Consider the following 23857-nt stretch of genomic DNA (forward strand, 5'->3'; position numbering starts at 1 on the left):
CGGGTGGCTTCAGAGGCTGGTTTTAGGGACCACCTTCAGAGGCCCGCACGGGTGAACGTCACATGCGTCACTCCGGTGGGCGAGGAGATGGCCTCGACCGCGTAGTCCTTCTCGACGCCCTCCAGGCCGTCCCAGAGGCGTACGCCCCGGCCGAGCAGGATCGGGACGATCACGGTGTGCAGCTGGTCGATGAGCCCGGCGGCGAGGAAGTCGCGGACCACGGTGGGCCCACCGCCGATGCGGACGTCCTGGTCGCCCGCTGCCTCGCGGGCCGCGTCGAGCGCCTTGGCGGGCGATGTGTCGAGGAAGTGGAACGTCGTGCCGCCCTCCATCTCGATCGACGGGCGCGGGTGGTGGGTGAGGACGAAGGTCGGCGTGTGGAACGGCGGGTTGGGCCCCCACCACCCCTTCCACTCCGGGTCCTCGTGCCAGCCGGGCGGCCCGAACTTACCGGCCCCCATGATCTCGGCGCCGATCCCGGACTCGAACTGCTGCGCGAATGCGTCGTCGAGGCCGCGGGACCCGCCGGTCTGGCCGGTCATCCCGTGCCAGAACCGGGTGGTGAACATCCACTGGTGCAGCCTCTCGCCGGCGTGACCGAACGGCGCGTCAAGGGTCTGCCCCTCGCCGGTGCCGAAGCCGTCGAGCGAGATGGTGAAGTTGTGGACGCGGGCGAGTGACATGGCCGACGACTCCGTTCCTGCGGCTGGTGGGGTGACGGACCTCAAGGTAGCCGGAGGCGGTGCCGCCCGCCGGTTGATTCGGCATCGAGGGGCCCGGTCCGTCGACCGGGCCCCTCGGCTTCCCCTCCAACAGTCAGAACCCCCGCGATCCCCCCGGATCCCCCTCCAGAAGCCCTGATGACACGTACGACCGGCAACGTGGGGGGAGGGTTGTACGGGAATCCGAGAAATTCCTCAGCTGCTACAACGCCCCGTCGGAGTCCGGCGTCGAGCCGGTCAGCATGAGCCTCGCCCCCCGGCTGTCCGCGACACGCTTCACGTCCCGTAGTGCCTCGGTGAGCCGGTTGGCGAGGTAGCGCAGTTCACCGCTGGTGGCACTCCGCTCCTCAAGAAGTTCGGTGGCATGGCCGAGCAGGTCGCCCGCCATGCCGAGCTGGACGCACTCGATCTGGTCGGCGCGGCGGGAGACGTACCCCGTGCCGTCGCCCACGACATAGCAGGGGTTGCCCTCCGCGCCCGTCCAGGGCAGCAGGCGCCCGACCAAAGGGTCGTACGGTCGTCCGTCGTTCATGCGCTCACCTCGTGCGCGACCAGGTAGGGGCGGACGAGCGGGCTGTCCTCGCCTCTCAGCGGGCGCTCGCCCGTACGGTGAGTGGTCGGGCCGCCGACGTAGTCGCACGAGTACGGATACGGATACGGATACGTGTACGAGCACCGGCGTCGCCTCCCTCGGGCGGGGAGAACGAGACTCAGGAGCGGCTCCAGGAGCCGGGTGATGAGGTCGGTCACGTCGATCTGCTTTCTGCTATCCCGCTCACCTGGGGCGACTTCATTCTGTTGCGATCTCCTCACAGAGTGGGGTCGGTGGTAGCTACGCTTCCAGTACCTGCGGGTTGACATCGGGTACGTCAGGAAAGGGAGTTGGCCGCTTGAACGAGCAACGAAGGCCTCGTACGGCACGGGAGAAGTACGGGGAGGAACTGCGGCTGCGGCGGACGGCGGCCTCGCTCACGCAGGAGGGACTGGCCGACCAACTGATGTGTTCGCCCACGCTGATCAGCCACTACGAGGCGGGGAGGCGGCTCCCGAAGCCGGATGACGCCCGGCGGATCGACCGGGCGCTGCGGACGGACGGATTCTTCGAGCGGTGGCTGGAGGATCTGGAGTCTGAGTACAACGACTACTTCGCGGTCGTGGCCGAGCTGGAGCAACAGGCCACACTGATCCAGCAGTTCGCGCTTTCGCTGGTGCCAGGTGTACTCCAGACCGACGCCTACGCACGTGCCCTGTTCCGCGCGTACCGGCCGAACTACACAGCGGAGGAACTTGACGAGGCCGTTGTCATTCGAACAAAGCGTTCCCGAATGCTCGACGGGCCGTTGAGGCCGGTCATCTGGACGATGTTGGACGAGGCTGTGCTGCGGCGCCGCGTCGGCGGTCCGCAGGTCATGGCCGAGCAACTGCACAAGATCGCGGACTTGGCCGAAGCGGGGCGACTGCGGCTGCACGTCCTGCCCTACAGTGCGGGGGCCCACTCGCTCATGGAGAGTCTGCTCACCCTCATGGACTTCGAGGACGCGCCCCCGGTCGCCTACGTCGAGGGCCTCCTCACCGGCCACTTGATGGACGACTTGGCGCTGGTGGCCGCCAGCCAGACCGCCTACGCTCTAGCGCTGAGCGACGCACTGTCGCATCAGGAGTCACTGGCCCTCGTCAAGGCCGTAGCGGAGGAACACGCACATGGTCAGTAGTGAGCACACCGTCCCCGACTCGTCCGCCCTCGCCGGCTGGTTCAAGTCCAGCTACAGCGGCGGTAGTCAGGGCGAGTGCCTTGAGGTCGCCCGTGGCCACGCCGGTGTGCCCGTCCGTGACAGCAAGGCCGTCGCCGGTCCGGCGTTGGTGTTCTCGGTGCGTGGCTGGGCGGCGTTCGTCGGGGCGGTCAAGGATGGCGGCGCCGCCGTCTGAGGCCCGTCACTTTCGGCCCGAGTGCAGGAATCCCGCACGCAGTTCAGGGTCGCGGAGGAGGGCAAGGATGTCCTCCTCTCCCACGAACAGCGCTTCGGCTGCCGGGTGTTCGGATTGATGGAACATCGATACGAGCACATCGGCGAGAGGGCGGTTCCATGCGACCTGGACGATCTCCCGCGTCAGGTCGTTCTGCCCCATGTCCCTGGCAAGGCGCCAGAGCGTGATCGAGTGCTTGGCTGTCGTGTACGCGTCCCTGCGTCCCTTGATCAGGACCGGTCTGCGGTTGAGGCCGAACACGTCGATACAGGACCAGCCCCGCTCGGTCAGACCCTGGTACTCGCCGAGCGGGAGTACCAGGCGGAGGTGATCCAATGGGTCCTCGGCCGTCGGATCGACGAGGAGCGGAGAGCCGTCGGGGGCGGTCGGGAAACGGTTCCCTTTCTCGAAGCTGTTGCAGAACGAGCACGCGTACAGATGGTTGAGCCAGTCGAAGGTGCGCAGCGGAGCCCGGCTCTTCGGCTCGAAGTGGTCGACGTCCGTTCCCTGGCTGTCACCGCAGTACATGCAGCGCTGATGGCCGTGCGCCATTTCCGCCAGGCCTGTGACGAGCGACGGACGGACCTGGCGGCGGGCAGTGCCGCCCGCCCAGAGATTCTTCGCCTTGTCCCTGCGATCCGCTTCCGTGGGCTGCTGCCGGATCTCGTCGGTGTACTCCCCCAGCCGGACCACGATGTCCGGCGGCAGGGCTACACGTCGAAGCCGGATCACCCGGCCTCGCCCTCCTCCCCGTCCGCGATCTTCTCCGCGAGCCGTTGCAGATGGGCGGTCATCTCGTCGAGGCGGGCCGTCGGTGAACTGGTGAGCAGGCTCTTCAGTTTCTGGTAGCGGGCCAGTGACTCGTGCCCGGCGCCGCCCGCGTAGATCTGCGCCTCCAACTCCACGAACTCCGCCCGGACTTGCTCGGCCCGCTCCGAGTACGGGGTGTCGAGGCCGAACAGGTCGGAGAGGACGGCGTCGTCGCCGCTGCCGTACACCACACGCTCATAAAGATCCTGGTCGACGACTTCTGGAGGTCGTCCCTCGTCCACGCCGGGCAGCCTGATCAGTCCGCCGGGGTCGGCGGCTTGACAGATGTACGGGCTGTGCGTGGTGACGATGAACTGGATGTGAGGGAAGTGGCCGGTCAGCCACGGGCCGATTCGGCGCTGCCAGGAGACGTGGAGGTGGGCGTCGATCTCGTCGATGATGACGACGCCGGGCACCACGAGCGCGATCGACTCCCTTCCGTCCTCCCAGAGGCCGTCACCGAACGCGTCGTGGAGTTGTTTCAGGATGTCCACCACCAAGGCCGCCACGGTGCGGAATCCGTCGCTCATCTCTCGCAGCGGAAAGCGGCTGCCGTCACGCTCGACCCACAGGCCCTCGGAGTCGACGTCGATGATCCTGTAGCCGTCCGGCAGCAGCCCGTCCCGGAGAAGCGCCAGCGCGAACGCCTTCAGCCCAGCGGCGCCGGCTCTGCCTTCGAGCGCCCGCAGATGCTGTTCGATCAGCCAGGCGACGCCCTCGGAAAGTGACGCGTCTTCATGGAAGAGGCTCGCCTGCCGAGCTACCGGCCCGGACGCCAGCATCAGCCGCTGCACTTCGCCGGAGCCTCCGGCCATCCGCCGGAACGGCCCATAGGCCGCGCAGAACCAGCCCTCCGGGTTGTCCAGCCAGGGACCCCGGCGAGCGATGCTGGTCCGGGCCCTGGTGTGGCTGACTTCATCCAGTACCGGTTGTGCGCCCTTGGGTGGCACTCTCCATGCGAGCCCTGCCATGAAGGAGCCACCAGGTGGGCGGCCCTGTGAGAAACGGTCGTATTTCGGGTTCCGGGTGAGTTCGACTTTGACCACTCCCGATGTGGCCCCCTGCGCGACCCAGTTCTCGAACCCCGGCACCAGACTGCGAGCCACCACGGGCCCGCTGAGCGCAAGCGCCATGGCTCGCAGCAGAGTGGTCTTCCCAGATCCGTTACGGCCGGCGAGAACCGTCCAGCCGGCATGGCTGCCGTCGGGACGCGTCAGCGTCAGATCGACCTGACGGGGCCCGTGAAAGGACTTGATGTCCTGTACGGAGATCCGGCTGACGTACATGGGGTCGATGTCCGTTCGTTCGGGTCTTCTGATCGGTGCTGGCGGCACGGGACACGAGCAGCCTGATCGATCCTACGGGTGGGAGGGATCCGCATGGTTCCCCTCCGTCTGCGGCCCTCGATTCGATTTCTTCCCGAGGGACGACCCGCCCCCGGACCGTAAGACAGGTGAGAATGTCCCACTCCGGGTGTACGGGGGCTTTTATGGATGCCAGGAATCTCTTCGACACCAGAACCACGTCCCGGCTCGTCCGACTCGAATGGTCGGTCGCTCTTGTCGTTTCCGGTGTTGCCGCTCTGACGCATCTTTCCGAGATCCGCTGGTGGCTCTTCGTCTCCCTTTTCCTCGTCATCGATCTCATCGGGTACATTCCGGGCGCCATCGCCTATCGGCGGAGCCCTGCGGGACTCATCGGGCGCGGTTACTACGTCGCCTACAACCTCATGCACTCACTGGTCACCTGGGCCGTCTTCGCGGGACTGTGGAGCTGGCTGGTCGGGCTCGAATGGGCGTTGCTCGCGCTGCCGATTCACCTTCTGGGCGACCGGGCCCTTTTCGGGAACTCCCTGAAACCCTTCGGCGTGCCTTTCGAACCCGGCACCCACCCGGAATTCGAGACATTCCAGCGGGCCTACGACGGGAAGGGGCGCGATGCCCTCCGCGTTTGATCTGGTGTCGTCATTCGCCGACAATCCCAGTGCCTTTCTCGCCCTCAACAGTGGAAACGAGTTCTTTCTCGACGGGCGTCACGACGGCGTCTGTGCTTTTCGGCCCGCGGGGCGGCATCTCCTCCAGCTCGGTGGCCCGTTCGCCGCCCCCGGCGACCGTGCCGGGCTGCTGGACGCCTTTCTCGACCGGGCGGCGAGCGGGCGGCGGCGCGTCATCGCCGTACAACTACAGGCCGATGACGCGCGGTTGTACGCGTCTCGCGGGTTCACCGTGAACCAGATGGGGGCTTCGTACGCCGTCGATCTGGCGCGGTTCACTCTGCGCGGGTCGCCGTTCGTGCGGCTGCGCAACAAGATCTCCCGGGCCCGGCGGGCCGGGGTGGAGGTCACCGAGGTCGGCCCGTCCAACCCTTCGGATGCTTCGGGCGCTCCGAATGTTTCAGGCGAGCTCGATCTCATCGACGCCGAATGGCTGCGTGGGAAAGGGAAGGGAACAAAAGAGCTTCGGTTTCTCGTCGGGGAGCGGGACGGGCCCGAGCAGAAACATCAGCGTGTGTTCACCGGCACCGTCGACGGGCGCATCGTGGGCTACATCTGCTACTCCCCCGCCTTCGGCAGCCGTCCGGGCTGGCTGCACGATCTCAGTCGGCGTCGCGCCGACGCCCCGCCCGGCACCATGGAACTCCTCAACTCGACCGCGATCGAGCGGATCACCGGTGAATGCCGTGATCAATGGCTGCACTTCGGATTCACCCCCTTCGTCGGGCTCGATCCGGCCCTTGAAGTTCCGGGCGCCAGTGGAACGGTGGCCCGGGTCGTGCGTTTCCTCGGGGAGCACGGTGAGCGTGTCTATCCCGCCGCCGCGCAGCTCGACTACAAGGAGAAATGGGCGCCGCATGTCGTGCTGCCCGAGTACATCGCCTTTCAGGGACGGGTACGGCCTGGCGCTCTGTGGCGGCTCGGGCGGGAGACCAACGCCTTCTGAATCATCTCGGTACCCGATGTCCGCGGTACACGACATAAAGGGAGTGACCCATGCGTGAGGTAATCGTCCAGGTGGTCGCCGAGGAGCGCACGGCCCGTCGGGCGTATGAGCTGATCTGCGACTTCCGCCGGTATCCCGAGCTGACCGACAAGGTGAACGAGGTCGTGGTGCATCCGCCGGAGGCCGACGGGTCGGTCCGGTCGGACTGGACCGTCGTCTTCCGCAACGGACTGATGCGGTGGAGCGAACTCGACCGGTTCGTCCCGGAGACGCTGACCGTGGAGTTCGAACAGCTCAAGGGTGACTTCGAGGTCTTCCGCGGCTCCTGGGTGTGCGAGGAGCGGGAGGAGGAGGGAACCGTGGTCACGGTGGTCACCTTCCGGTCCGATTTCGACCTCGGGATCCCCTCCCTGGCGGAGCTTCTCGACCCCGTCGCCGAGAGCACCCTGCGGGACAACATCCTGCGCATCCTCGAAGGGCTCATGGGCCGGGTGACCCTCATGGCCCCCATGGACCTCACCGTCTCCCGGCATGGCTGACCCCGGGTCGTCCCTGGCGACGCGGCCCGGTGTCGCCCAATGCCTCGATCTGTACGCCAAGTTGGCGTCCGGCGTGTGCGTCGTGACCACCCGGGGAGCCACCGGATCGCCGGTCTGCGCGACGGTCTCCTCGGCGGCGGCCGTCTCCGCGTCCCCGGCGCTGATCTCGCTCTGCCTGGCCAACGGCTCCCGCACCCTCGCCGCGCTCCGCCACCACGGCTCCTTCGCCCTTCACATCCTCGGCGAACGGCACCGCCCCTGGGCCGAGCGCTGCGCCGACCCCCTCGCCACCGCCGCCGAGCGTTTCGGCGAGGAGCAGGCGGAGTACGTCCACGGTGTGCCCGTCCGCACCGACGCCCTCGCCTGGTCCGTGTGCGCGGTGACGGACGTACGGGCGTACGGCGACCACCACTTGGTCGTCGGCGAGGTCCTCGCCGCCCACACCGGCAACGGGCATCCACTGCTCTGGTACGACCGCGCCTTCCACGGACAGGGAGGCGGGGCGGTCCATGGGTGAGCGGCACTCCCCCGGCGACCTCTTCGACGTATCCGTGGCGCTGGCTCCGCCATGGCGGGGCAGGCGGCCCGAGGATCACCGACTCCCGTCCGTACGAGGGCTGGTGAGCGCCGACTTCACGATCGTAGGCGCTGGTCTGGCGGGCCTCTCCGCCGCCTACCATCTGCTGCGGTACGCACCCGGCGCCGATGTCGTCGTCGTGGACGCGGGCCACCCCGCCGCCGGTGCCAGCGGCCACGGCACCGGTCTCCTCGGGCCCCGGGCAGGTCCGCCCGTCGACCGCGCGATCCACCGCCACGGCCCGGACACGGCACGCCGAATGCACCGGGCCAGCGAGGACGCGGTGGCCGGCGCCCTGGAGCTGTGCCGCGTCCTGGACGTGCCCGTGCGCACCGGCGAGCAGCTGGTCGTGGCCCGCTCACCGGAGGGACTGGCCCGGTTGTCGGGACAGGCTGCGGCCTACCGCGCCCTCGGCCTGGACGTACCGTCGCTGTCGGCGGCCGGGGTGCGCGAGCGCGTCGACGTGCCCTGCCAGGCGGGGCTCCTCCACCGGCACGCGGCCACCCTGGACCCCGCCCTGCTCACTGCCACCCTCGCCCGGGCCTGCCAGGCCGAGGGGACCCGTCTGTACGGGCGTTCACCGGTCGTCGGCCACGACGCGATCGGCACCGGCACGGGCGGCACCCGGCTGCTCTTTCCGCGCGGTGAACTCCGTACGGGCGCCGGGGTGTTCGCGGTCAACGGCGGGGCCGGCGCCCTCGGCCTCCCGGTGGGAACGGTGGCCCCGCTGGAGGTGCACGCCATCGCCACCGAGCCGTTGAAGCGGGCGGCGCGCGAGGTACTCGGGGAGGCGTCGGGGGCGGCGCTGGTGGACGCGGCGCGGCTGGCCCCGTACTTCCGGCTGACGCCGGACGGGCGGCTGGTGCTGGGCGGCGGCCGGGCCTCGCTGCCGGGGCCGCGAAACGCTGCCTCCGCCCGGCGCGGCGACAGGGCCCGTCTGGCGACCTGGCGGTGGCTGGCGGAGCGGCTGCGGGCCCTGCACCCACTCCTCGCCGACACCCGCGTCACCCACCACTGGACCGGGCGCATCGGCGTGACCCTCGATGATCTGCCCGTCGTGGGCCCGCTCGCCGGGGCCCCGGGGATGTGGTTCATCGGGGGCTGCTGCGGTCACGGGCTGGCCATGTCCGTCGCTCACGGGGCTCATGTGGCCCGGCAGTTGGTGGGAGGCGGGGTCGACGGGAGTCCGGCGTCGCTGCCCTGGCACCGGTCGGCCGCGCCACGGCTGCCGTTCGGCGGGGTGGGGCGGACGGTGTTGCGCCGCCATCTCGACCGCCTGGACCGCCGGGTACGGAGTACGGCGTGAGCGGTGGACGGTGACACTCGCGCCCAAGTCCGCGCAAATCCACGCGAGGGACGCCGGAGCGGGAGATCGTAAGACCTGGTGGAAACCGAGAATGAGGGGGAAGGCCCATGCCCGCCATGAAGAGCACCGACATCATGACCAGAGGTCCCTACCGGCTGTTGCAGGACAACTTCCGGCGCCCGGCAGGTGCGCCGGGTGCTCTGGTCGGGCATCTGATGACCGTGCAGCATCGGGGGCTCACCCAGTGGTCGGCGGAGCATCTCGACGTCCACCGTACCCACCATGTGCTCGACCTCGGCTGCGGCAGCGGCATGGCCGTCGAACTGCTGGCGCGGCGCGCCGAGTTGGGCTTCGTCGCGGGGCTCGACCACTCGCCCACCATGGTCCGGCAGGCCGTACGGCGCAATGCCGCCGCCGTGGGCCGGGGCCGGGTGGCGATCCGGCAGGGGGACATCGGTCAACTGCCGTATGAGGACGGGGCGTTCGACCGGGTCAGTGCCATCGAGACGTTCTACTTCTGGCCGGATCCGCTGCGCGGACTCGCCGAGGCGTACCGAGTCCTCAAACCAGGTGGGCGGTTGGCCGTCACCCTGGAGATGAGCCGGGAGGCGTCGGCCGTACCGACGCTCCCCCAACTGCTCTTCGGGCGGCGCTTCACCGAGCGGTCCGAGCGGGACGGGCTGCGCATCCTGTCCGGCGCCGAACTCGTGGCGATGCTCGACGTCGCCGGGTTCAAGGACACCCGGTTCGTCGCCGAGCCCCGCCGCTCCCTCGGCTGGGTCTGCGCCCTCGGCAGCAAATGAGCGGCCGGGTGAGCAGTCGGGTGGGCGACCAGGCGGGCGGCCGGGCGGGCCTCCAGGCGCGCGCCCCGGACGCTCCCGAGGTGGCCGGACTGCCGGTCCTCGGCAGTGTGCCGGCTTTCCGGCGGGACATCCTCGCCGCGATGCGGGTCGGCTGGCGGGAAGGCGGCGACCTCGTCCGCTACCGGCTCGGCCCGGTGTCCGTCCACGGTGTGTCCAGCCCGGAGCTGGCCGGCGAGGTGCTGACCGACAGCGCGGTCTACGGCAAGCTCGGCCCCGACAACCCGCTGCGCCTGGTGCTCGGCGAGGGGCTGCTGACCGGCGACGACCACGAGAGCTGGCTGACCAACCGGCGCATGATGCAGCCGATCTACAGCAAACAGGCCCTCACCTCGATGTTCCGTACGATGGCCGGCTCGGTCGAGGACCAGCTGACGCACATGGCGGCCACCTACCGCACCGGTGACGCCGTCGACCTGCACACCGAGCTGATGCGGGTGACGCTCGACATCGTCAGCCGGTGCATGTTCAGCACCGACATCACCGAGGGACTCGGCGAACTCGGCCCGGACGCCGTGGAGGTGGCGATCAACTTCGCCTTCGACCGGCTCCAGAACCCCTTCAGCCCGCCCACCCACTGGCCCACCCCGCGCAACCGGCGGTTCCGTGAGGTCATCGACGGCATCGACGCCCTGATCCACCGCATCATCCGCGAGCGCCGGGCCGAGGCCGCGGCGGAGACGACAGGCGGGGGCGTCCGGCGCGGCGATCTGCTGGACATGCTGCTCGACGCCCGGGACGAGGAGACCGGCCTGGGCATGGACGACCGCCGGCTGCGCGACGAGGTGATCACCACGTTCGCCGCCGGGCACGAGACGACCGCCGTCACCCTCAGCTGGACCTTCTACCTCCTCTCCCGCCACCGTGACGCGCTGTCGGCGGTGCAGCGCGAGGTCGACGGCGCCCTCGGCGGACGCCTGCCCACCGTCGAGGACCTGAGCGCCATGCCGTACACGCTCCAGGTCTTCGAGGAGTCGCTGCGGATGTATCCGTCGGCGCCGATCGTGCCCCGACTGACCCTGAAGGACACCGAGTTGGGCGGGTACCGGGTGCCGTCCGGTTCACGTGTCCTGGTCAACCTGCACAACATCCACCGCCATCCGGCCCACTGGCCGGACGCGGAACGCTTCGATCCCGGCCGCTTCGACAGCGGGGAGGGCAGGACGCCGGGGAAACGGCACCGGTTCGCCTATCTGCCCTTCGGCGCGGGGCCGCACCTGTGCATCGGCAAGCACTTCGCGCTCATGGAGGCGCACCTGCTGCTCGCCGCGCTGCTGCAGCGCTACGAGTTCCGGCATCTCCCGTCCCACCGGGTCGTCGACCACGCCACGATCACCCTGCGCCCCCGGCACGGCATGGTGATGACCCTCCACGACCGCCGCCCACGCCACCGCACCCAGCAGTGAACTTCCGCCCACCGCAACGGATTTGGAGCCTCTGATGGTGACGCGCCAGGACGATCCGCACACCCTGCCGCTCAACACGGTCCAGTACGATCCGGCCCGGCCCGAGGGCCACTACGAGAGCTTCTACCAGCGTGGAAACCATCCCACGGAGCCGCGCGCCTATTGGATCCGGTACACCGTCTTCAGCCCGGCCGGGATGCCGGAGGCGGCCATCGGTGAGCTGTGGGCGGTGTACTTCGACGGGGTGACGGGCCGGCACGTCGTCGCCAAGGAGGAGTATCCGATCGCCGAGTGTGACTTCCGGCGCGGAGAGTTCGGCGCGCGGGTCGGCGACCGGATCCTGGAACCGGGCCGGCTCAAGGGCGAGGCGACGGGCCCGAACGGCAGCGTCGGCTGGAACCTGACCTACGAGGGCACCGAACCCCCGCTGTTCCTGCTGCCGCCGAAGATGTACGCGGGTGGCTTCCCCAAGGCCAAGAGCCTGGTCGGGATGCCGCTGGCGCGGTTCGACGGTTCCCTCACGGTCGAGGGCGAGACGGTCGAGGTGGACGGCTGGACGGGCAGCCAGAACCACAACTGGGGCAGCCAGCACACGGATTACTACGCCTTCGGCCAGGTCGCCGGGTTCGACGACGCCCCGGACAGCTTCCTGGAGATCGTCACCGCCCGCGCGAAGATCGGTCCGGTGCGGACCCCGATGGCGACCTTCCTCGTCCTGCGCCACGACGACCGCGAGTACCAATTCGTCTCGATGCGACGGGCGTTGACCGCGAAAGCCCAATTCGGCTACTTCCACTGGGACTTCAGCTCCGGCGACAGCGCCGTGACCGTCAACGGGCGGTTCCTGGCGGCGCGGGAACAGTTCGTCGGGCTCAACTACTACAACCCGCCCGGCGGCATCAAGCACTGCCTCAACACCAAGATCACCAGCTGTGAGCTGGAGGTCCACAACAAGGTCACCGGCAAGGTCGACCGGCTGCGCACCGGGCACCGCGCGCTGATGGAGATCCTCACCGACGACCGCTCGCACGGCATCGAGATCCGGGCGTGAGGGCTTCGGGCCCGATGTGGCCGAGCCGTCCGCACCCGGTGCTCCACCGGGTGCGGACGGTTTGTGCCGTTACGCCGCGTGCTCCACGAACCGCGCCGCGGTCTCCGCGAGCAGCTCGCGCCCGTCCCGGGCCCAGAGCGTGTCGTTGAACAGCTCGACCTCGATGGGACCGGTGTAACCGGCGGCCTCGACGTATCCCCGCCATTCCCGCATGTCGATCGAACCGTCACCGATCTGACCGCGGCCGTTGAGGACACCTTCCGGCAACGGGGTGGTCCAGTCGGCGAGTTGGAAGGTGTGGATACGGCCGCCGGCGCCGGCGCGGGCGATCTGCGCGGGCGCGTTGTCGTCCCACCAGATGTGGTACGTGTCCACCGCGACGCCGACCTGGTGCGCGGGGAACCGCTCCGCCAGGTCGAGGGCCTGGGTGAGCGTCGAGACCACACAGCGGTCGGACGCGTACATGGGGTGGAGCGGCTCGATGGCCAGCCGTACACCGTGCTTCTCGGCGTACGGGCCCAGCTCGGTGAGCGCGTCGGCGATGCGCTCCCGGGCGCCGCGGAGGTCCGTCGAACCGGCCGGCAGGCCGCCCGACACCAGGACGAGGGTGTCCGTGCCGAGCGTGGCCGCCTCGTCGATCGCCCGGCGGTTGTCGGCCAGGGCCTCCGCGCGCTCCGCCGGGTCGATCGCGGTGAAGAAGCCGCCCCGGCAGAGGGTGGTGACGGCGAGGCCCGCGTCGCGGAGCAGTTTCGCCGTCGCCTCGACGCCGTACTCCTGGACCGGCGCGCGCCAGAGGCCGACCCCGGGGACGCCCAGCTCCAGGCAGGCGTCGACCAGTTCGGGCAGGCTGAGCTGCTTGACCGTCATCTGGTTGATGCTGAAGCGCGAGAGATCGGCGGTGCCGCTGGTCGATGGGCTCACTGGGCCACTCCGTACAGGGACAGCAGGTTCTTCATCCGTTCCTCCGCGAGCTTCGGGTCCGGGAACAGGCCCAGTCCGTCGGCGAGTCGGTAGGCGCGGGCGAAGTGCGGGAGGGAGCGGGCCGACTGCAGCCCGCCGACCATGGTGAAGTGCGACTGGTGACCGGCCAGCCAGGCCAGGAACACCACGCCCGTCTTGTAGAAGCGGGTGGGCGTCTGGAAGAGATGGCGGGACAACTCGACCGTGGGGTCGAGGAGTTCACGGAAGCCGGCCGTGTTCCCGGTGTCGAGGACGCGTACCGCCTGCGCGGCCAGCGGGCCCAGCGGGTCGAAGATGCCGAGGAGGGCGTGACTGAAGCCCTGCTCGTCGCCCGCGATCAGCTCGGGGTAGTTGAAGTCGTCGCCCGTGTAGCAGCGCACGCCCTGCGGGAGGCGGCGCCGGATGTCGATCTCGCGCTGGGCGTCGAGGAGGGACACCTTGATGCCGTCGACCTTGTCTGGGTGGGCGGCGATGACGTCGAGGAAGGTGTCGGTGGCCGCGTCGAGGTCGCTCGACCCCCAGTAGCCCTCCAGCGCCGGGTCGAACATCGGGCCGAGCCAGTGCAGGATCACCGGCTCGGCGGACTGGCGCAGCAGATGGCCGTAGATGTCGAGGTAGTCCTCGGGGCCCTGCGCAGCCGCGGCCAGGGCGCGGGACGCCATCAGGATCGTCTTGGCGCCCGCTTCCTCGACGAGGGCGAGCTGCTCCTCGTACGCCTTGCGGATGTCCGCCAAGGAGGCGCCGGGGGTGGCGAGTTGGTCGGTGCCGACCCCGCAGGCGATGAGGCCGCCGACCGACTTGGCCTCGGCGGCCGACCGGCGGATCAGTTCCGCCGCGCCGGCCCAGTCCAGGCCCATGCCGCGCTGGGCGGTGTCCATGGCCTCCGCCACGCCGAGACCGTGGGACCACAGGTGGCGGCGGAAGGCGAGGGTCGCGTCCCAGTCGACGACCGCCGGGGAGTCGGGCGACACGTCCGCGTACGGGTCGGCGACGACGTGGGCCGCCGAGTAGACCGTACGGGAGGTGAAGGGGGTTCCGGGGGCGACTGCGAAGGGGGTCGCGCGAGGCTCGTAGGCCCTCGACAACCCCGTAGCGTCCGGGAGTTGGATGGTCACAGCGAGATCTCCGGTACGTCGAGACGGACACCCTCCGCCGAGGACTTCAGGCCCAGTTCGGCGAGCTGCACGCCGCGGGCGCCGGCCAGCAGGTCCCACTGGTAGGGCGCGTCGGCGTAGACGTGCTTCAGGAACAGCTCCCACTGGGCCTTGAAGCCGTTGTCGAACTCGGTGTTGTCCGGGATCTCCTGCCACTGGTCGCGGAAGGAGTAGGTCGCCGGGATGTCCGGGTTCCAGACCGGCTTCGGCGTCGAACTACGGTGCTGCACGCGGCAGTTGCGCAGACCGGCGACCGCCGAGCCCTCGGTGCCGTCGACCTGGAACTCCACCAGTTCGTCGCGGTTGACCCGTACCGTCCAGGACGAGTTGAACTGGGCGATGGCGCCGCCCTCCAGCTCGAAGATGCCGTAGGCGGCGTCGTCGGCGGTGGCGTCGTACGGCTTGCCGTTCTCGTCCCAGCGCTGCGGGATGTGGGTGGCGGTGAGGGCCTGGACGGTCTTCACCCGGCCGAACAGCTCGTGGAGCACGTACTCCCAGTGCGGGAACATGTCGACAACGATGCCGCCGCCGTCCTCGGTTCGGTAGTTCCAGCTCGGACGCTGGGCGCTCTGCCAGTCGCCCTCGAAGACCCAGTAGCCGAACTCGCCCCGGATGGAGAGGATGCGGCCGAAGAAACCGCCGTCGATGAGGCGCTTGAGCTTCAGCAGGCCCGGGAGGAACAGCTTGTCCTGGACGACGCCGTGGCGGACACCGGCCGCGTTCGCGAGGCGGGCCAGCTCCAGGGCGCCGTCGAGGCCGGTCGCGGTGGGCTTCTCCGTATAGATGTGCTTGCCGGCCGCGATGGCCTTCCTGATCGACTCCTCGCGGGCGGAGGTGACCTGCGCGTCGAAGTAGATGTCGACGGTCGGGTCGGCGAGGACCTCGTCGACGTTCGTGGAGACGTTTCGCGGGTCCAGGCCGTGCTGTTCGGCGAGCGCCTTCAGCGCGTGCTCACGGCGGCCGACCAGGATCGGTTCCGGCCACAGCACGGTACCGTCACCGAGGTCGAGGCCGCCCTGCTCGCGCAGGGCGAGGATCGAGCGGACCAGGTGCTGGCGGTAGCCCATGCGCCCGGTCACGCCGTTCATGGCGATACGCACCGTCTTGCGTGTCACGTCTTTCCCTTCATAGGTGCCACAGGGGGCGGGGTACGCGGTGTACGCGCCGCGTACGCCCGGTGGGAGAGCAGCCCTCGGCAGCCCTACTGGCAAGCGTTACAGCAAGCGCTTTCTATCTAGGGAGAAGCTAGCCTCTGTGCAGCGGTCTGGACAAGAGCACAGAGACGCCGAATTGTTCGAGGGGGCGAACAGCGGGGGCCGAAGGTCATAGGGTCGGCATCGGTATGGACCTGAAGACGCAAAGTACGACAACTTACAGCAACGCGATGGACGACACGATGCGCGACCGGAGGACGACGAGATGACGGTGACCCTGGCGGACGTGGCGGCCCGCGCGCAGGTCTCGCCCGCGACGGTGTCGCGCGTACTGAACGGGAACTATCCCGTGGCCGCGACAACCCGCGAACGGGTGCTGCGTGCCGTGGACGACCTGGACTACGTGCTCAACGGCCCCGCGAGCGCGCTCGCCGCGGCCACCTCCGACCTGGTCGGGATTCTCGTCAACGACATCGCTGACCCCTTCTTCGGGATCATGGCGAGTGCGATCCAGTCGGAGGTCTCGGGCCCGGGCGGGCGCGCGGGGGGCGAACGGCTGGCGGTCGTGTGCAACACGGGCGGCTCTCCCGAGCGCGAGCTGACGTACCTCACCCTGCTACAGAGGCAGCGCGCGGCGGCGGTCGTACTGACCGGCGGCGCGGTGGAGAACCCGCCGCACCTCGCGGCCGTCTCGGCCAAGCTGCGGCGACTCGCGGAGGCGGGCACGAGGGTGGTGCTGTGCGGGCGCCCGCCGGCGCCGGACACCTCGGCGATCGCGCTGACCTTCGACAACCGCGGGGGCGGCCAGGAGCTGACCGAGCACCTGATCGGGCTCGGGCACCGGCGGCTGGGGTACATCGCGGGCCCTGAGGAACGGACGACGACCAGGCACCGGCTGGAGGGACACAGGGCGGCGCTGGAGATCCACGGGATCGACGAGGATCCCCGGTGGACCGTCTACGGGCGGTACGACCGCCGGTCGGGGTACGAGGCCACGCTGGAGCTGCTGCGCCGGGACCGGTCGCTGACGGCCGTGGTCGCGGCGAACGACTCCGTCGCGATCGGTGCGTGCGCGGCGCTGCGGGAGTCGGGGCGGCGGATTCCGGACGACGTGTCCGTCGCCGGGTTCGACGATCTGCCGTTCAGTGTGGACGCGGTGCCTTCGCTGACGACGGTGCGGTTGCCGTTGTCGGAGGCTGGGGCCCGGGCGGGACGGATCGCCATGGGGCGCGAGGAGCCGCCGCCCGGGGGGATCGCGACGGTGCGGGGGGAGCTGATGGTTCGGGGGTCTTCGGGGGTGCCTCGGGGGTAGGGGGTGGGGGTTGGGGGTTGGGGGGGTCTCACCCCCGCCGCCTTACCCGTCCCATCCCGTTCCTGGGGGCTGCGCCCCCACACCCCCGCTCCGGCCCTGAACGGGCCTTGTCCCCAAACACCGGTCCGGATACTCCAGACGTACCACTCTGGAGTGATCACAGGTGAACAGCCTCACCACCCCGCATGCCCGCCCTCACGGGAATGTCTCGGTCCCCACACGGGACATGGCCGCTACACCTCGGAACCCCCTCGCGGGCACGGTCTACACCGAGACCCTGCGGGGTGTGCGGTGTGTCCGGCTGTCCGTGATGACGGACGAGACCACCAGTCCCGAGCGGCAGCGCGAGGCCGACGACGTCTCGGCGGCAACCCTTGGAATCAGCTTCGGCGTATATCGGCGGCAGCCCTTGGAATCAGCTTCGGCGTGGATCTTGGTGGATAGCCCGCCGGTTGTGGATAACCCGTCCACTGGGCACCGCCCCCGTACGGACCCCGACTCGGCCCATACGGGTGCGGTGTAAGCGTGCACTCTGCCCCGAGTAGGTGTGGGTGGTCCCTGTGCTGAAACCGGGCGGTAGCGGCGGTTTGAATCCATTCAGCCCGCGTATGGCACTGCCCCGATACGGGCCTTTCATGGCTCGCACCGAGGCAGGTGATATAGCGGCTAGGCCGTGTACTTTTGCCACATCGTGACAGCCGCCTTCGGATTGCATGCAGAATTCGATTTGTGTGTCACCAAGCAGCGATACTGCTTGCCCAAGTAGGCGGCACGGTCATTCACTGAGTACTGCCGGTTGACTTTCCATTCCGAAAATCCCGCTGCCATGTGATGACGCCCTTTCACCGGACCGGCTCGCTGCCGACCCGCGTGAATCTTCCCACGGCCGGCTTTCCCACCCCATCGGAGGTGATCCCCCATGCCGCGTAGGCCCCTGCTCTGTCCCCGGCTGCCCCGAGCTCACTACTGGTCGGCGCTGTCCTGCACATGAGCGGGAGGCGAACTAGGGCCGTGCGTCCCGTGGTGGTGCCGTCTACACCACGGGGTGGCAGCGGGTCCGTAAGGCGTTCCTGTACGCCAACCCGTGGTGCGTGCCATGTGGCCGCACGGCCAACGTCGCGGACCACTTGCCTTGAGTCGACGTGAATTGGTTGCTCGGGGTGAGTCGAATCCAGCCCGGCGGATTCCCTGCCGAGGCTTTCTCACTTTCGCCTTAACTAGGTTCTGCGTCCCGTTAGGCGGACATTGGATGCCGTCCGGGCAACCTCGACCAATCGAAATCCATCCGGAATTGCGGTAACCCTGCCAGCATTCTTCCCGGGTGACCACGAAGGTGATGTTCGTGGCAGGTAGGAGATTACTTGATCAATCATTCCTGCTGAAGCAATTCGAGAAAATTGACCTGCTGCACCGGATAGCAAAATCGACCGCGCTCCTGTGGCATTGAGCACTTTAACCATTTCATCGACATCGTTACCCAGCGCTCCATTCGGAAGATGGAAAGCGTCGTTGCCATGCCCCCCTGGAACTCCCTCTTCAATACAACCTTCTTGGCCGATCACGAGATCGTACGACCCCCGGAGTGAATCCACTTCTTCAAATATGACACCTTGTGCAGAATTAGGGTTGGGTTTCCCTTCTGCGCCCGCTTCATAGATCCACGTAATGAATGGGCGACCATCATTCAGGGAGGCTTTCCAAGTGCCTAGAACTAGAAGTGCCTCACCTCTCAGAAATTCCTGTTCGACTTCCACTCCGGCTCTCCGTAGGAGCGCTGCCCCGCCTTCACCGCGAGACGTTGGGTCCATTACAGCAATGAGTACTCTCGCTACCTTCGCAGCGATCAAAGCTTCGCGGCATGGTGGTGTGCGGCCATAATGATTACATGGTTCCAGTGTGACGACGGCCGTTCCGCCCTCTGCCAGTTTCCCGGCGGCTGTGAGTGCATTGACTTCCGCGTGCGATTCACCTTTGCGTACGTGATAGCCTTCGCCGACCGTTCGTTGCTCGCTGTCGAGAATGACACAGCCAACAGGCGGGTTCGGGCTGGTCGACCCCAATCCCTGAGCCGAAATTGCGATTGCGCGACGCATGGCCGCCACCTCGTACACATTCGCCACTTTCAGAAATTCCCCTCTTCTTGAATGGCGTCAAACAGTTGAGACACTGCGTGTGACGTATGAACTTCCCCGAGTGCGTTAACTGCGGACACCGTCTCGTGCATCGTACGCAATGAACCGGAACTGCGTGCGATGCGCAATGCTGAAGAGGCTTGTGCTGCTGCCGAGTCGTACTCTCGCATTCCCGCGTATGCAAGTGCCAGGCGCGCTTGTGCGAGACCTCTGTCACGCTGGTAGGCGTCGGGAAGTTCGTCGAGCGCAGCTACAAAAAGCGGTACGGCCAGATCGGGCCGCCCGAGGGTGAGCCAGCAATTAGCGCGCTGAATTTCAATATAGCTTGCAGTACAGAAATCTCCGTGCCCGGTGCGAGCGTCTCCCTTCGTATCCGGCGAGGCTGCAAAGTCGTGGGCATCATCCAGACGGGTATGACAGGAAACCTCTTCTGCGTCCAATGCGTAGCCGTGTGCTTCCTGCTGCATGGCAGCCGCTCGCATAGGCCACGTAAGGGCGGAGCTATTTCGTTGGGCAGCCTGAGCAAGGCTAATAGCTTGTGCCGCATTCTTCTTCGTAGTGGCTTGTTGACTCTTGCGGAAAAGTGTCCACGTCACCATGGCTTGATCGCCGGACTCGGTTGCCCATTCCATGGCTCGACTGGTCCACTTTGTGGCGTTCGACATATCTGCCGAGTCTTCATGCAACCATGCAGCGGACTCAGCGTACTGGGCGGCAAGTCTCAGTAACTCGGAGCGCTGCACACCTCTGGCGTATTCCAGAAGCGATTCGAGGATGGATAGCTGTTGGCGCACTGACGTGAGAGCGTGCCGGGGGCCGAAAAGATTGTCAGCCCGGACAAGGGAATGCCACATGTCCCGGAGGTGCTCTATAGCTGCTTCGATGCGGCTCGCGTCGAGCTTCGGAAACGATGCGGGGACTGGATTGAATTCGTTAACGGGTACAGGAAGTTGCGCTAGGTCTGTTGCTTGCAGGGCAGCGCCAATCGCACCAGTAATCAGGGTTCGCCGGCTGATGGGCACGATCTGTTTCCTCCCCCCAATCCATACCGAGACCAGAAGCACATCGAAATGAGCGGCAGTAAGAGTTTCTTCGTCGTCCTGCGGCAAAAGAGATGCTGTGTCCACTGCCTCTCGACTTGTGCCGGCGTACGTCGGCGATTGAGGAAGATGGACGTTCGCCGGGTAACCCTCCCACGGTCGTTGGGGTAACCCGAGCATTTCGCCGGGGATGCCGAACCCGTCAGCTACGCGTTCGATCACTTCCTGCCCGCGAATTCTCCGTACACCACGGATTACATCACTCACACGTGAACTCGTCATCTTGCCGACGGCGGCAGCCATCACTGCGTAACTGGAGCCCGTGCGCCTGTTGACGAGACGAAAGATCTCCTGAAAATCTCGGGTCGCGCAGGCTCCGCCCATGGCATCGCTCTGGAGCAGCGCGTCAGGGATTGTCAACGGGTAGCCGCTGCGCCGTGTCTCGCGATCGTCCATGAGCGCCATCACCTTGCCGGGACGGAAGTGATCTCGTCCCAGGGTAGTCCTGGCGCTCCAGCGGGGTTCCCCAAATGGGCTTGCGGGGTTCCCCGTTCGCTGTTCCCTCAACTGCCCTGTGCGATTGAACCTTTTCAGACGGCACGTCTTGCGCGCCGGACAGCACGGACCCCCGCGACCGCGCGAACGGCCCGGGGGCATGGACCACCTGAGAGGCAGGCAGCCATGGCAGACAGTACGCGGCAAGAGATTGACGAAGGAACGAGGATCAGCGAACTACCCCGCATTGGCAGGCTCGTTCGAGATGGCAAGGGCAGGATCGGCCGGTACATGGGCAAGGGTGGCCCGTACGCCATGCTGCGACCGGTCGGCGGAGGCAAGGAGTGGGAAGCCGACTTGGGAGGCGTCGAGCCACTGACGAACGCCGAAGCCTTGTCCGCTGAAGTGAAAGAAACCAACGCGCGCAGCGACCGGAGGCGGGCATGAGCGAGTGCGCGGAGTGCGCCCGCCTGGAGAAGGTCAAGCGGACGGCGAGAGATGCCGGGGACAAGAGCAAGGTAACTGACTGCGTCGTCCTGCTTCGTCGTCACCCGAACCACGATGAACAACCGGCAGAACAGGGGGCGTCATGACCCGCAGCGTCATGCGCTTCGTCCCTCACACCATCCGGCACGAGCCGGAAGGCGGAGTCACCTTCGAAGCCTTCTGCACCACGTCCGGCTGTGATGAGACGTCGGGCCCCCAGGAAGCGCAGGACACGGCGCAGGACTGGTGTCTGCGCCACACCGGCCGTACCGGACATGACCTCTTCCGCCGGGTCGTCACCGATCATGCCCGCGTGACCCGGGCCGAGTGACCAGATCCGCTGAGCGACGGCGAGAATCACGGCTCAGCTCGTTGGACTGCCTCCGCCGCAATCTGCTGGTGCGGCGGAATCGGGGAGTCGTAATCGATCGTCGCGGCCATGCGCAAAGCAACTCGGCTCCGCCCTCGCCGGCGGCCTGGTCACGGCCGCCGGCCCGACGGGGCTCGCACAGGCGTCGCGCCCGGGCTGGATCCTGGTCGCCGCCTGTGGCGTACTGCTCTTCCTCGTCGCCCACGTGTCGCGACCGAAGGAGGGCACCACGGGCGCCGCCTCCCCGCAGGCGAGGTAGGCCGCGTGACTCGCCGCAACGCACCGTGGTCCGCGTGGTCCGGCGTAGGGCGCCGCCGGTTCGTCGAGCGGTGCCGGGCTCGCCCCTTCGGGCACAAGTGGGCGGCAGCCCGCATCCTGGACGCTCCTCGGAGATCACCACCGCCGCTACGACAAGCTCGCCGAGCGCCTGCGAGCCACTAGTGTCCTGCGCCAGTAGTTGATCGTTAGAAGTTGCATGACTTCTGCTACTGGTGCGTCAGTTCCTCGTCGTGGCCCAAAGCTTGAACCGTTGCTGCTGTCTGATGACGAGCGGGCGGTGTTGGAGCGGTGGATGCGTCGGGCGACATCTGCCCAGGCGCTGGCCCTGCGGGCGCGGATTGTGCTGGCGTGCGCGGGGCCGGAAGTGCCGCCGATTGTCGCGGTCGCCCGGGATCTGCGGGTGACCGCGGACACGGTCCGCAAATGGCGGCGACGCTTCCTTGCCGAGCGGCTGGACGGTCTGGGCGATGAGCCGAGGCCGGGCCGGCCGCCCACCATCAGCGTCGATCAGGTGGAAGAGGTCGTGGTCACCACGCTGGAACAACTGCCGAAGAACGCCACCCACTGGTCCAGGAAATCGATGGCGCAACACAGTGGTCTGTCGAAGTCCACGGTCGGCCGGATCTGGCGGCAGTTCCAGCTCAAGCCGCACCTGGCCGACACCTTCAAGCTGTCGACGGACCCGTTGTTCATCGAGAAGGTCTACGACGTCGTCGGCCTCTATTTCAACCCGCCCGAGGGCGCGGTGGTGCTCTCGGTGGACGAGAAGTCGCAGATCCAGGCCCTGGACCGCTCCCAGCCCGTTCTGCCGATAATGCCGGGCATGCCCGAGCGGCGCACCCACGACTACGTCCGCAACGGCCTCACCACCTTGTTCGCCGCCTTCAATGTCGCCACCGGTGAAGTCATCACGTCCCTGCACCGTCGGCACCGGGCCGTGGAGTTCAAGAAGTTCCTGATCCGCATCGACAAGGAGGTGCCCGCACACTTGCAGATCCACTTGATCGTGGACAACTACGGCACCCACAAGACTCCGGCAATCAAGGCATGGCTGGCTAAACACCCGCGGTTCGAGCTGCACTTCACCCCGACGGGATCCTCCTGGATCAACCAGGTCGAGCGGTGGTTCGGCTACCTCGCCCACCAGATGATCCGCCGCGGCGCACACAAGAACATCCAGGCCCTCGAAGCCGACATCCGCGCCTGGGTCAAGGACTGGAACGAAGACCCAAAGCCGTTCATCTGGACCAAGACCGCCGAAGAAATCCTCGACTCCCTCGCCCGCCTCTGCCGACGGATCTCTGGCGCAGGATACTAGCCGGGCGTCGTCGGTGACCTCGGCTTCGCCGGACTGCGCACCCGACCCTCGTGCAACGAATGGGTTGCACGACGATCGGTCGACGTGCAACTATTCGGTTGCACTGAATGTCGGCACCTGAAGGAGTTTCCTCATGAGCGAAGACAGGAAAGACAGCATCGAGCGCGACACCCTGATCGACGCCTCGGTCGAGCGCGTCTGGTCACTGGTGTCCGCACCCGGCTTCTGGGTGGCCGACCCGGAGAGCGTCAAGGGCACCACTGCCGTCGAGGGCGAGTCGACAGTCGCCAGGAACCCGGAGCACGGTGACTTCCCGGTGCTCGTGGTGAAGGTCGAGCCGCAGTCGTACGTCGCGTACCGCTGGGCTCCCGCCACCCCCGGCGAGGAGCTGACCGAGAGCAACAGCACCCTCGTGGAGTTCACGTTGTCCGCCGAGGGCGACAAGACCCGCCTCACCGTGGTCGAGAGCGGCTTCGCCGCGCTGGCAGTGTCCGAGGAGGTGCGCGTCAGGACGATCCAGGACCTTTCCCACGGCTGGCCGCAGGTCCTTGACACGGCGAAGAAGCGCGTCGAAGAGTCGGCTGTGTGAGCGCGGAACCCGACGGCACGGCCGAGGAGGTCGGCGGCGTTCTCGCCGCGCTCGCCGACCCCACCCGTCGCCGACTCCTCGACCTCCTCGCCGTGCGGGGTGAGGCCACCGCGACGACTCTCGCCGAGCGGCTCCCCGTCTCCCGGCAGGCCATCGTCAAGCACCTCGCCGTCCTGGACGCCGCCGGACTCGTCGTCGGCAGCCGGGTCGGACGCGAGGTGAGGTACTCGCTGCGGTCCGCCGGCCTGGACGCCACCACGCAGTGGATGTCCGCGCTCGCGGCCGACTGGGACCGCAGGCTGGCGGCCGTCAAGCGCGTCGCCGAGGCAGCCGAGGCAGCCGAGAGAGGGGATCGCGATTCCACGTAGCACCGGGACGCACGGCATGGCGACA

General features: G+C 67.7%; 27 protein-coding genes. 16 read left to right on the forward strand and 11 right to left on the reverse strand.

All coding sequences use genetic code 11. From position 1 onward, the window contains the following. Positions 1-35: 35 nt before the first annotated feature. The 3 genes from QA861_RS40395 to QA861_RS40405 all read right to left on the reverse strand — a co-directional run bounded on the left by QA861_RS40395 (position 36) and on the right by QA861_RS40405 (position 1472). The gene (locus QA861_RS40395) at positions 36-683 is read right to left on the reverse strand and encodes a dihydrofolate reductase family protein (protein ID WP_334593838.1); all 648 of its coding nucleotides are present in this window, start codon (positions 681-683) and stop codon (positions 36-38) included. Between the two features lie 241 nt (positions 684-924). Then, positions 925-1254, reverse strand: a complete 330-nt coding sequence (locus QA861_RS40400) for a hypothetical protein (protein ID WP_334593839.1) — start codon at positions 1252-1254, stop codon at positions 925-927. After that, on the reverse strand, positions 1251-1472 hold the full coding sequence (locus QA861_RS40405) for a hypothetical protein (RefSeq protein ID WP_334593840.1): 222 nt from the start codon (positions 1470-1472) through the stop codon (positions 1251-1253). Before QA861_RS40405 ends, QA861_RS40400 begins: the two co-directional genes overlap by 4 nt. A gap of 140 nt (positions 1473-1612) precedes the next feature. Here QA861_RS40405 and QA861_RS40410 point away from each other — a divergent pair, with 140 nt between their 5' ends. Beyond that, positions 1613-2434, forward strand: a complete 822-nt coding sequence (locus QA861_RS40410) for a helix-turn-helix domain-containing protein (protein ID WP_334593841.1) — start codon at positions 1613-1615, stop codon at positions 2432-2434. Further along, positions 2424-2648 carry a DUF397 domain-containing protein gene (locus QA861_RS40415; protein ID WP_334593842.1) on the forward strand — a complete coding sequence of 75 codons (225 nt, stop codon included), beginning with the start codon at positions 2424-2426 and terminating at the stop codon, positions 2646-2648. Before QA861_RS40410 ends, QA861_RS40415 begins: the two co-directional genes overlap by 11 nt. A gap of 6 nt (positions 2649-2654) precedes the next feature. Here the strand turns inward: QA861_RS40415 and QA861_RS40420 are convergent, their stop codons facing one another. Further along, positions 2655-3419, reverse strand: a complete 765-nt coding sequence (locus tag QA861_RS40420) for an HNH endonuclease family protein (protein WP_334593843.1) — start codon at positions 3417-3419, stop codon at positions 2655-2657. Next, positions 3416-4783: an AAA family ATPase gene (locus tag QA861_RS40425; protein WP_334593845.1), complete on the reverse strand. Its 1368-nt coding sequence runs from the start codon at positions 4781-4783 to the stop codon at positions 3416-3418. The genes QA861_RS40420 and QA861_RS40425 overlap by 4 nt, the downstream gene beginning before the upstream one ends. 203 nt (positions 4784-4986) lie before the next feature. Here QA861_RS40425 and QA861_RS40430 point away from each other — a divergent pair, with 203 nt between their 5' ends. The 8 genes from QA861_RS40430 to QA861_RS40465 all read left to right on the forward strand — a co-directional run bounded on the left by QA861_RS40430 (position 4987) and on the right by QA861_RS40465 (position 12175). Then, a complete protein-coding gene (locus QA861_RS40430; RefSeq protein WP_334595001.1) occupies positions 4987-5451 on the forward strand; it encodes a hypothetical protein in 465 nt (154 codons plus the stop codon). Further along, on the forward strand, positions 5435-6436 hold the full coding sequence (locus QA861_RS40435; RefSeq protein ID WP_334593846.1) for a bifunctional lysylphosphatidylglycerol flippase/synthetase MprF: 1002 nt from the start codon (positions 5435-5437) through the stop codon (positions 6434-6436). Before QA861_RS40430 ends, QA861_RS40435 begins: the two co-directional genes overlap by 17 nt. A gap of 50 nt (positions 6437-6486) precedes the next feature. Further along, positions 6487-6975 (forward strand): SRPBCC family protein, encoded by a 489-nt coding sequence (locus QA861_RS40440; protein WP_334593847.1) that lies wholly within the window; start codon positions 6487-6489, stop codon positions 6973-6975. Next, positions 6968-7492 carry a flavin reductase family protein gene (locus QA861_RS40445; RefSeq protein WP_334593848.1) on the forward strand — a complete coding sequence of 175 codons (525 nt, stop codon included), beginning with the start codon at positions 6968-6970 and terminating at the stop codon, positions 7490-7492. Before QA861_RS40440 ends, QA861_RS40445 begins: the two co-directional genes overlap by 8 nt. Beyond that, complete coding sequence (locus QA861_RS40450) at positions 7485-8858, forward strand: NAD(P)/FAD-dependent oxidoreductase (RefSeq protein WP_334593849.1); 1374 nt, start codon at positions 7485-7487, stop codon at positions 8856-8858. The genes QA861_RS40445 and QA861_RS40450 overlap by 8 nt, the downstream gene beginning before the upstream one ends. A 107-nt stretch (positions 8859-8965) precedes the next feature. Beyond that, positions 8966-9661, forward strand: coding sequence for a class I SAM-dependent methyltransferase (locus QA861_RS40455; protein WP_334593850.1), 696 nt, complete (start codon positions 8966-8968; stop codon positions 9659-9661). An 8-nt stretch (positions 9662-9669) separates the two neighbouring features. Continuing rightward, complete coding sequence (locus QA861_RS40460) at positions 9670-11124, forward strand: cytochrome P450 (RefSeq protein WP_334593851.1); 1455 nt, start codon at positions 9670-9672, stop codon at positions 11122-11124. Positions 11125-11158: 34 nt separating this feature from the next. Continuing rightward, positions 11159-12175, forward strand: a complete 1017-nt coding sequence (locus QA861_RS40465) for a hypothetical protein (protein ID WP_334593852.1) — start codon at positions 11159-11161, stop codon at positions 12173-12175. 69 nt (positions 12176-12244) lie between these two features. Here QA861_RS40465 and QA861_RS40470 read toward each other — a convergent pair whose 3' ends face one another. Genes QA861_RS40470 through QA861_RS40480 form a run of 3 tightly spaced genes read right to left on the reverse strand, consistent with a single transcriptional unit; the run spans position 12245 to position 15404 of the window. Continuing rightward, a complete protein-coding gene (locus QA861_RS40470) occupies positions 12245-13042 on the reverse strand; it encodes a sugar phosphate isomerase/epimerase family protein (protein ID WP_334595002.1) in 798 nt (265 codons plus the stop codon). 50 nt (positions 13043-13092) lie between these two features. Continuing rightward, positions 13093-14250, reverse strand: a complete 1158-nt coding sequence (locus QA861_RS40475; protein ID WP_334593854.1) for a dihydrodipicolinate synthase family protein — start codon at positions 14248-14250, stop codon at positions 13093-13095. After that, on the reverse strand, positions 14247-15404 hold the full coding sequence (locus QA861_RS40480; RefSeq protein ID WP_334593855.1) for a Gfo/Idh/MocA family protein: 1158 nt from the start codon (positions 15402-15404) through the stop codon (positions 14247-14249). The genes QA861_RS40475 and QA861_RS40480 overlap by 4 nt, the downstream gene beginning before the upstream one ends. 304 nt (positions 15405-15708) lie before the next feature. Here QA861_RS40480 and QA861_RS40485 point away from each other — a divergent pair, with 304 nt between their 5' ends. Then, positions 15709-16755, forward strand: coding sequence for a LacI family DNA-binding transcriptional regulator (locus tag QA861_RS40485; RefSeq protein ID WP_334593856.1), 1047 nt, complete (start codon positions 15709-15711; stop codon positions 16753-16755). Between the two features lie 666 nt (positions 16756-17421). Here QA861_RS40485 and QA861_RS47330 read toward each other — a convergent pair. The 3 genes from QA861_RS47330 to QA861_RS40495 form a co-directional block, all read right to left on the reverse strand. After that, positions 17422-17676, reverse strand: a complete 255-nt coding sequence (locus QA861_RS47330) for a carbohydrate-binding protein (RefSeq protein ID WP_443041639.1) — start codon at positions 17674-17676, stop codon at positions 17422-17424. A gap of 296 nt (positions 17677-17972) precedes the next feature. Then, positions 17973-18848: a bifunctional diaminohydroxyphosphoribosylaminopyrimidine deaminase/5-amino-6-(5-phosphoribosylamino)uracil reductase RibD gene (gene ribD, locus QA861_RS40490; protein WP_334595003.1), complete on the reverse strand. Its 876-nt coding sequence runs from the start codon at positions 18846-18848 to the stop codon at positions 17973-17975. 29 nt (positions 18849-18877) lie between these two features. Further along, positions 18878-20383: an NsdA family TPR-like regulatory protein gene (locus tag QA861_RS40495; RefSeq protein ID WP_334593858.1), complete on the reverse strand. Its 1506-nt coding sequence runs from the start codon at positions 20381-20383 to the stop codon at positions 18878-18880. 225 nt (positions 20384-20608) lie between these two features. Here QA861_RS40495 and QA861_RS40500 point away from each other — a divergent pair, with 225 nt between their 5' ends. From QA861_RS40500 to QA861_RS40520, 5 genes are all read left to right on the forward strand, one after another. Further along, entirely contained in the window at positions 20609-20869 is a 261-nt protein-coding gene (locus QA861_RS40500; RefSeq protein ID WP_334593859.1) for a hypothetical protein, read from the forward strand. A gap of 142 nt (positions 20870-21011) precedes the next feature. Next, positions 21012-21239: a DUF7848 domain-containing protein gene (locus tag QA861_RS40505; RefSeq protein WP_334593861.1), complete on the forward strand. Its 228-nt coding sequence runs from the start codon at positions 21012-21014 to the stop codon at positions 21237-21239. A 514-nt stretch (positions 21240-21753) separates the two neighbouring features. Further along, positions 21754-22875, forward strand: coding sequence for an IS630 family transposase (locus QA861_RS40510; protein WP_334591177.1), 1122 nt, complete (start codon positions 21754-21756; stop codon positions 22873-22875). A 133-nt stretch (positions 22876-23008) separates the two neighbouring features. Then, positions 23009-23464: an SRPBCC domain-containing protein gene (locus tag QA861_RS40515; protein ID WP_334593862.1), complete on the forward strand. Its 456-nt coding sequence runs from the start codon at positions 23009-23011 to the stop codon at positions 23462-23464. Continuing rightward, positions 23461-23832, forward strand: coding sequence for an ArsR/SmtB family transcription factor (locus tag QA861_RS40520; RefSeq protein WP_334593863.1), 372 nt, complete (start codon positions 23461-23463; stop codon positions 23830-23832). The genes QA861_RS40515 and QA861_RS40520 overlap by 4 nt, the downstream gene beginning before the upstream one ends. Positions 23833-23857: the final 25 nt, after the last annotated feature.

The sequence above is a fragment of the Streptomyces sp. B21-083 genome (assembly GCF_036898825.1).
In the GTDB taxonomy this organism is placed as follows: domain Bacteria; phylum Actinomycetota; class Actinomycetes; order Streptomycetales; family Streptomycetaceae; genus Streptomyces.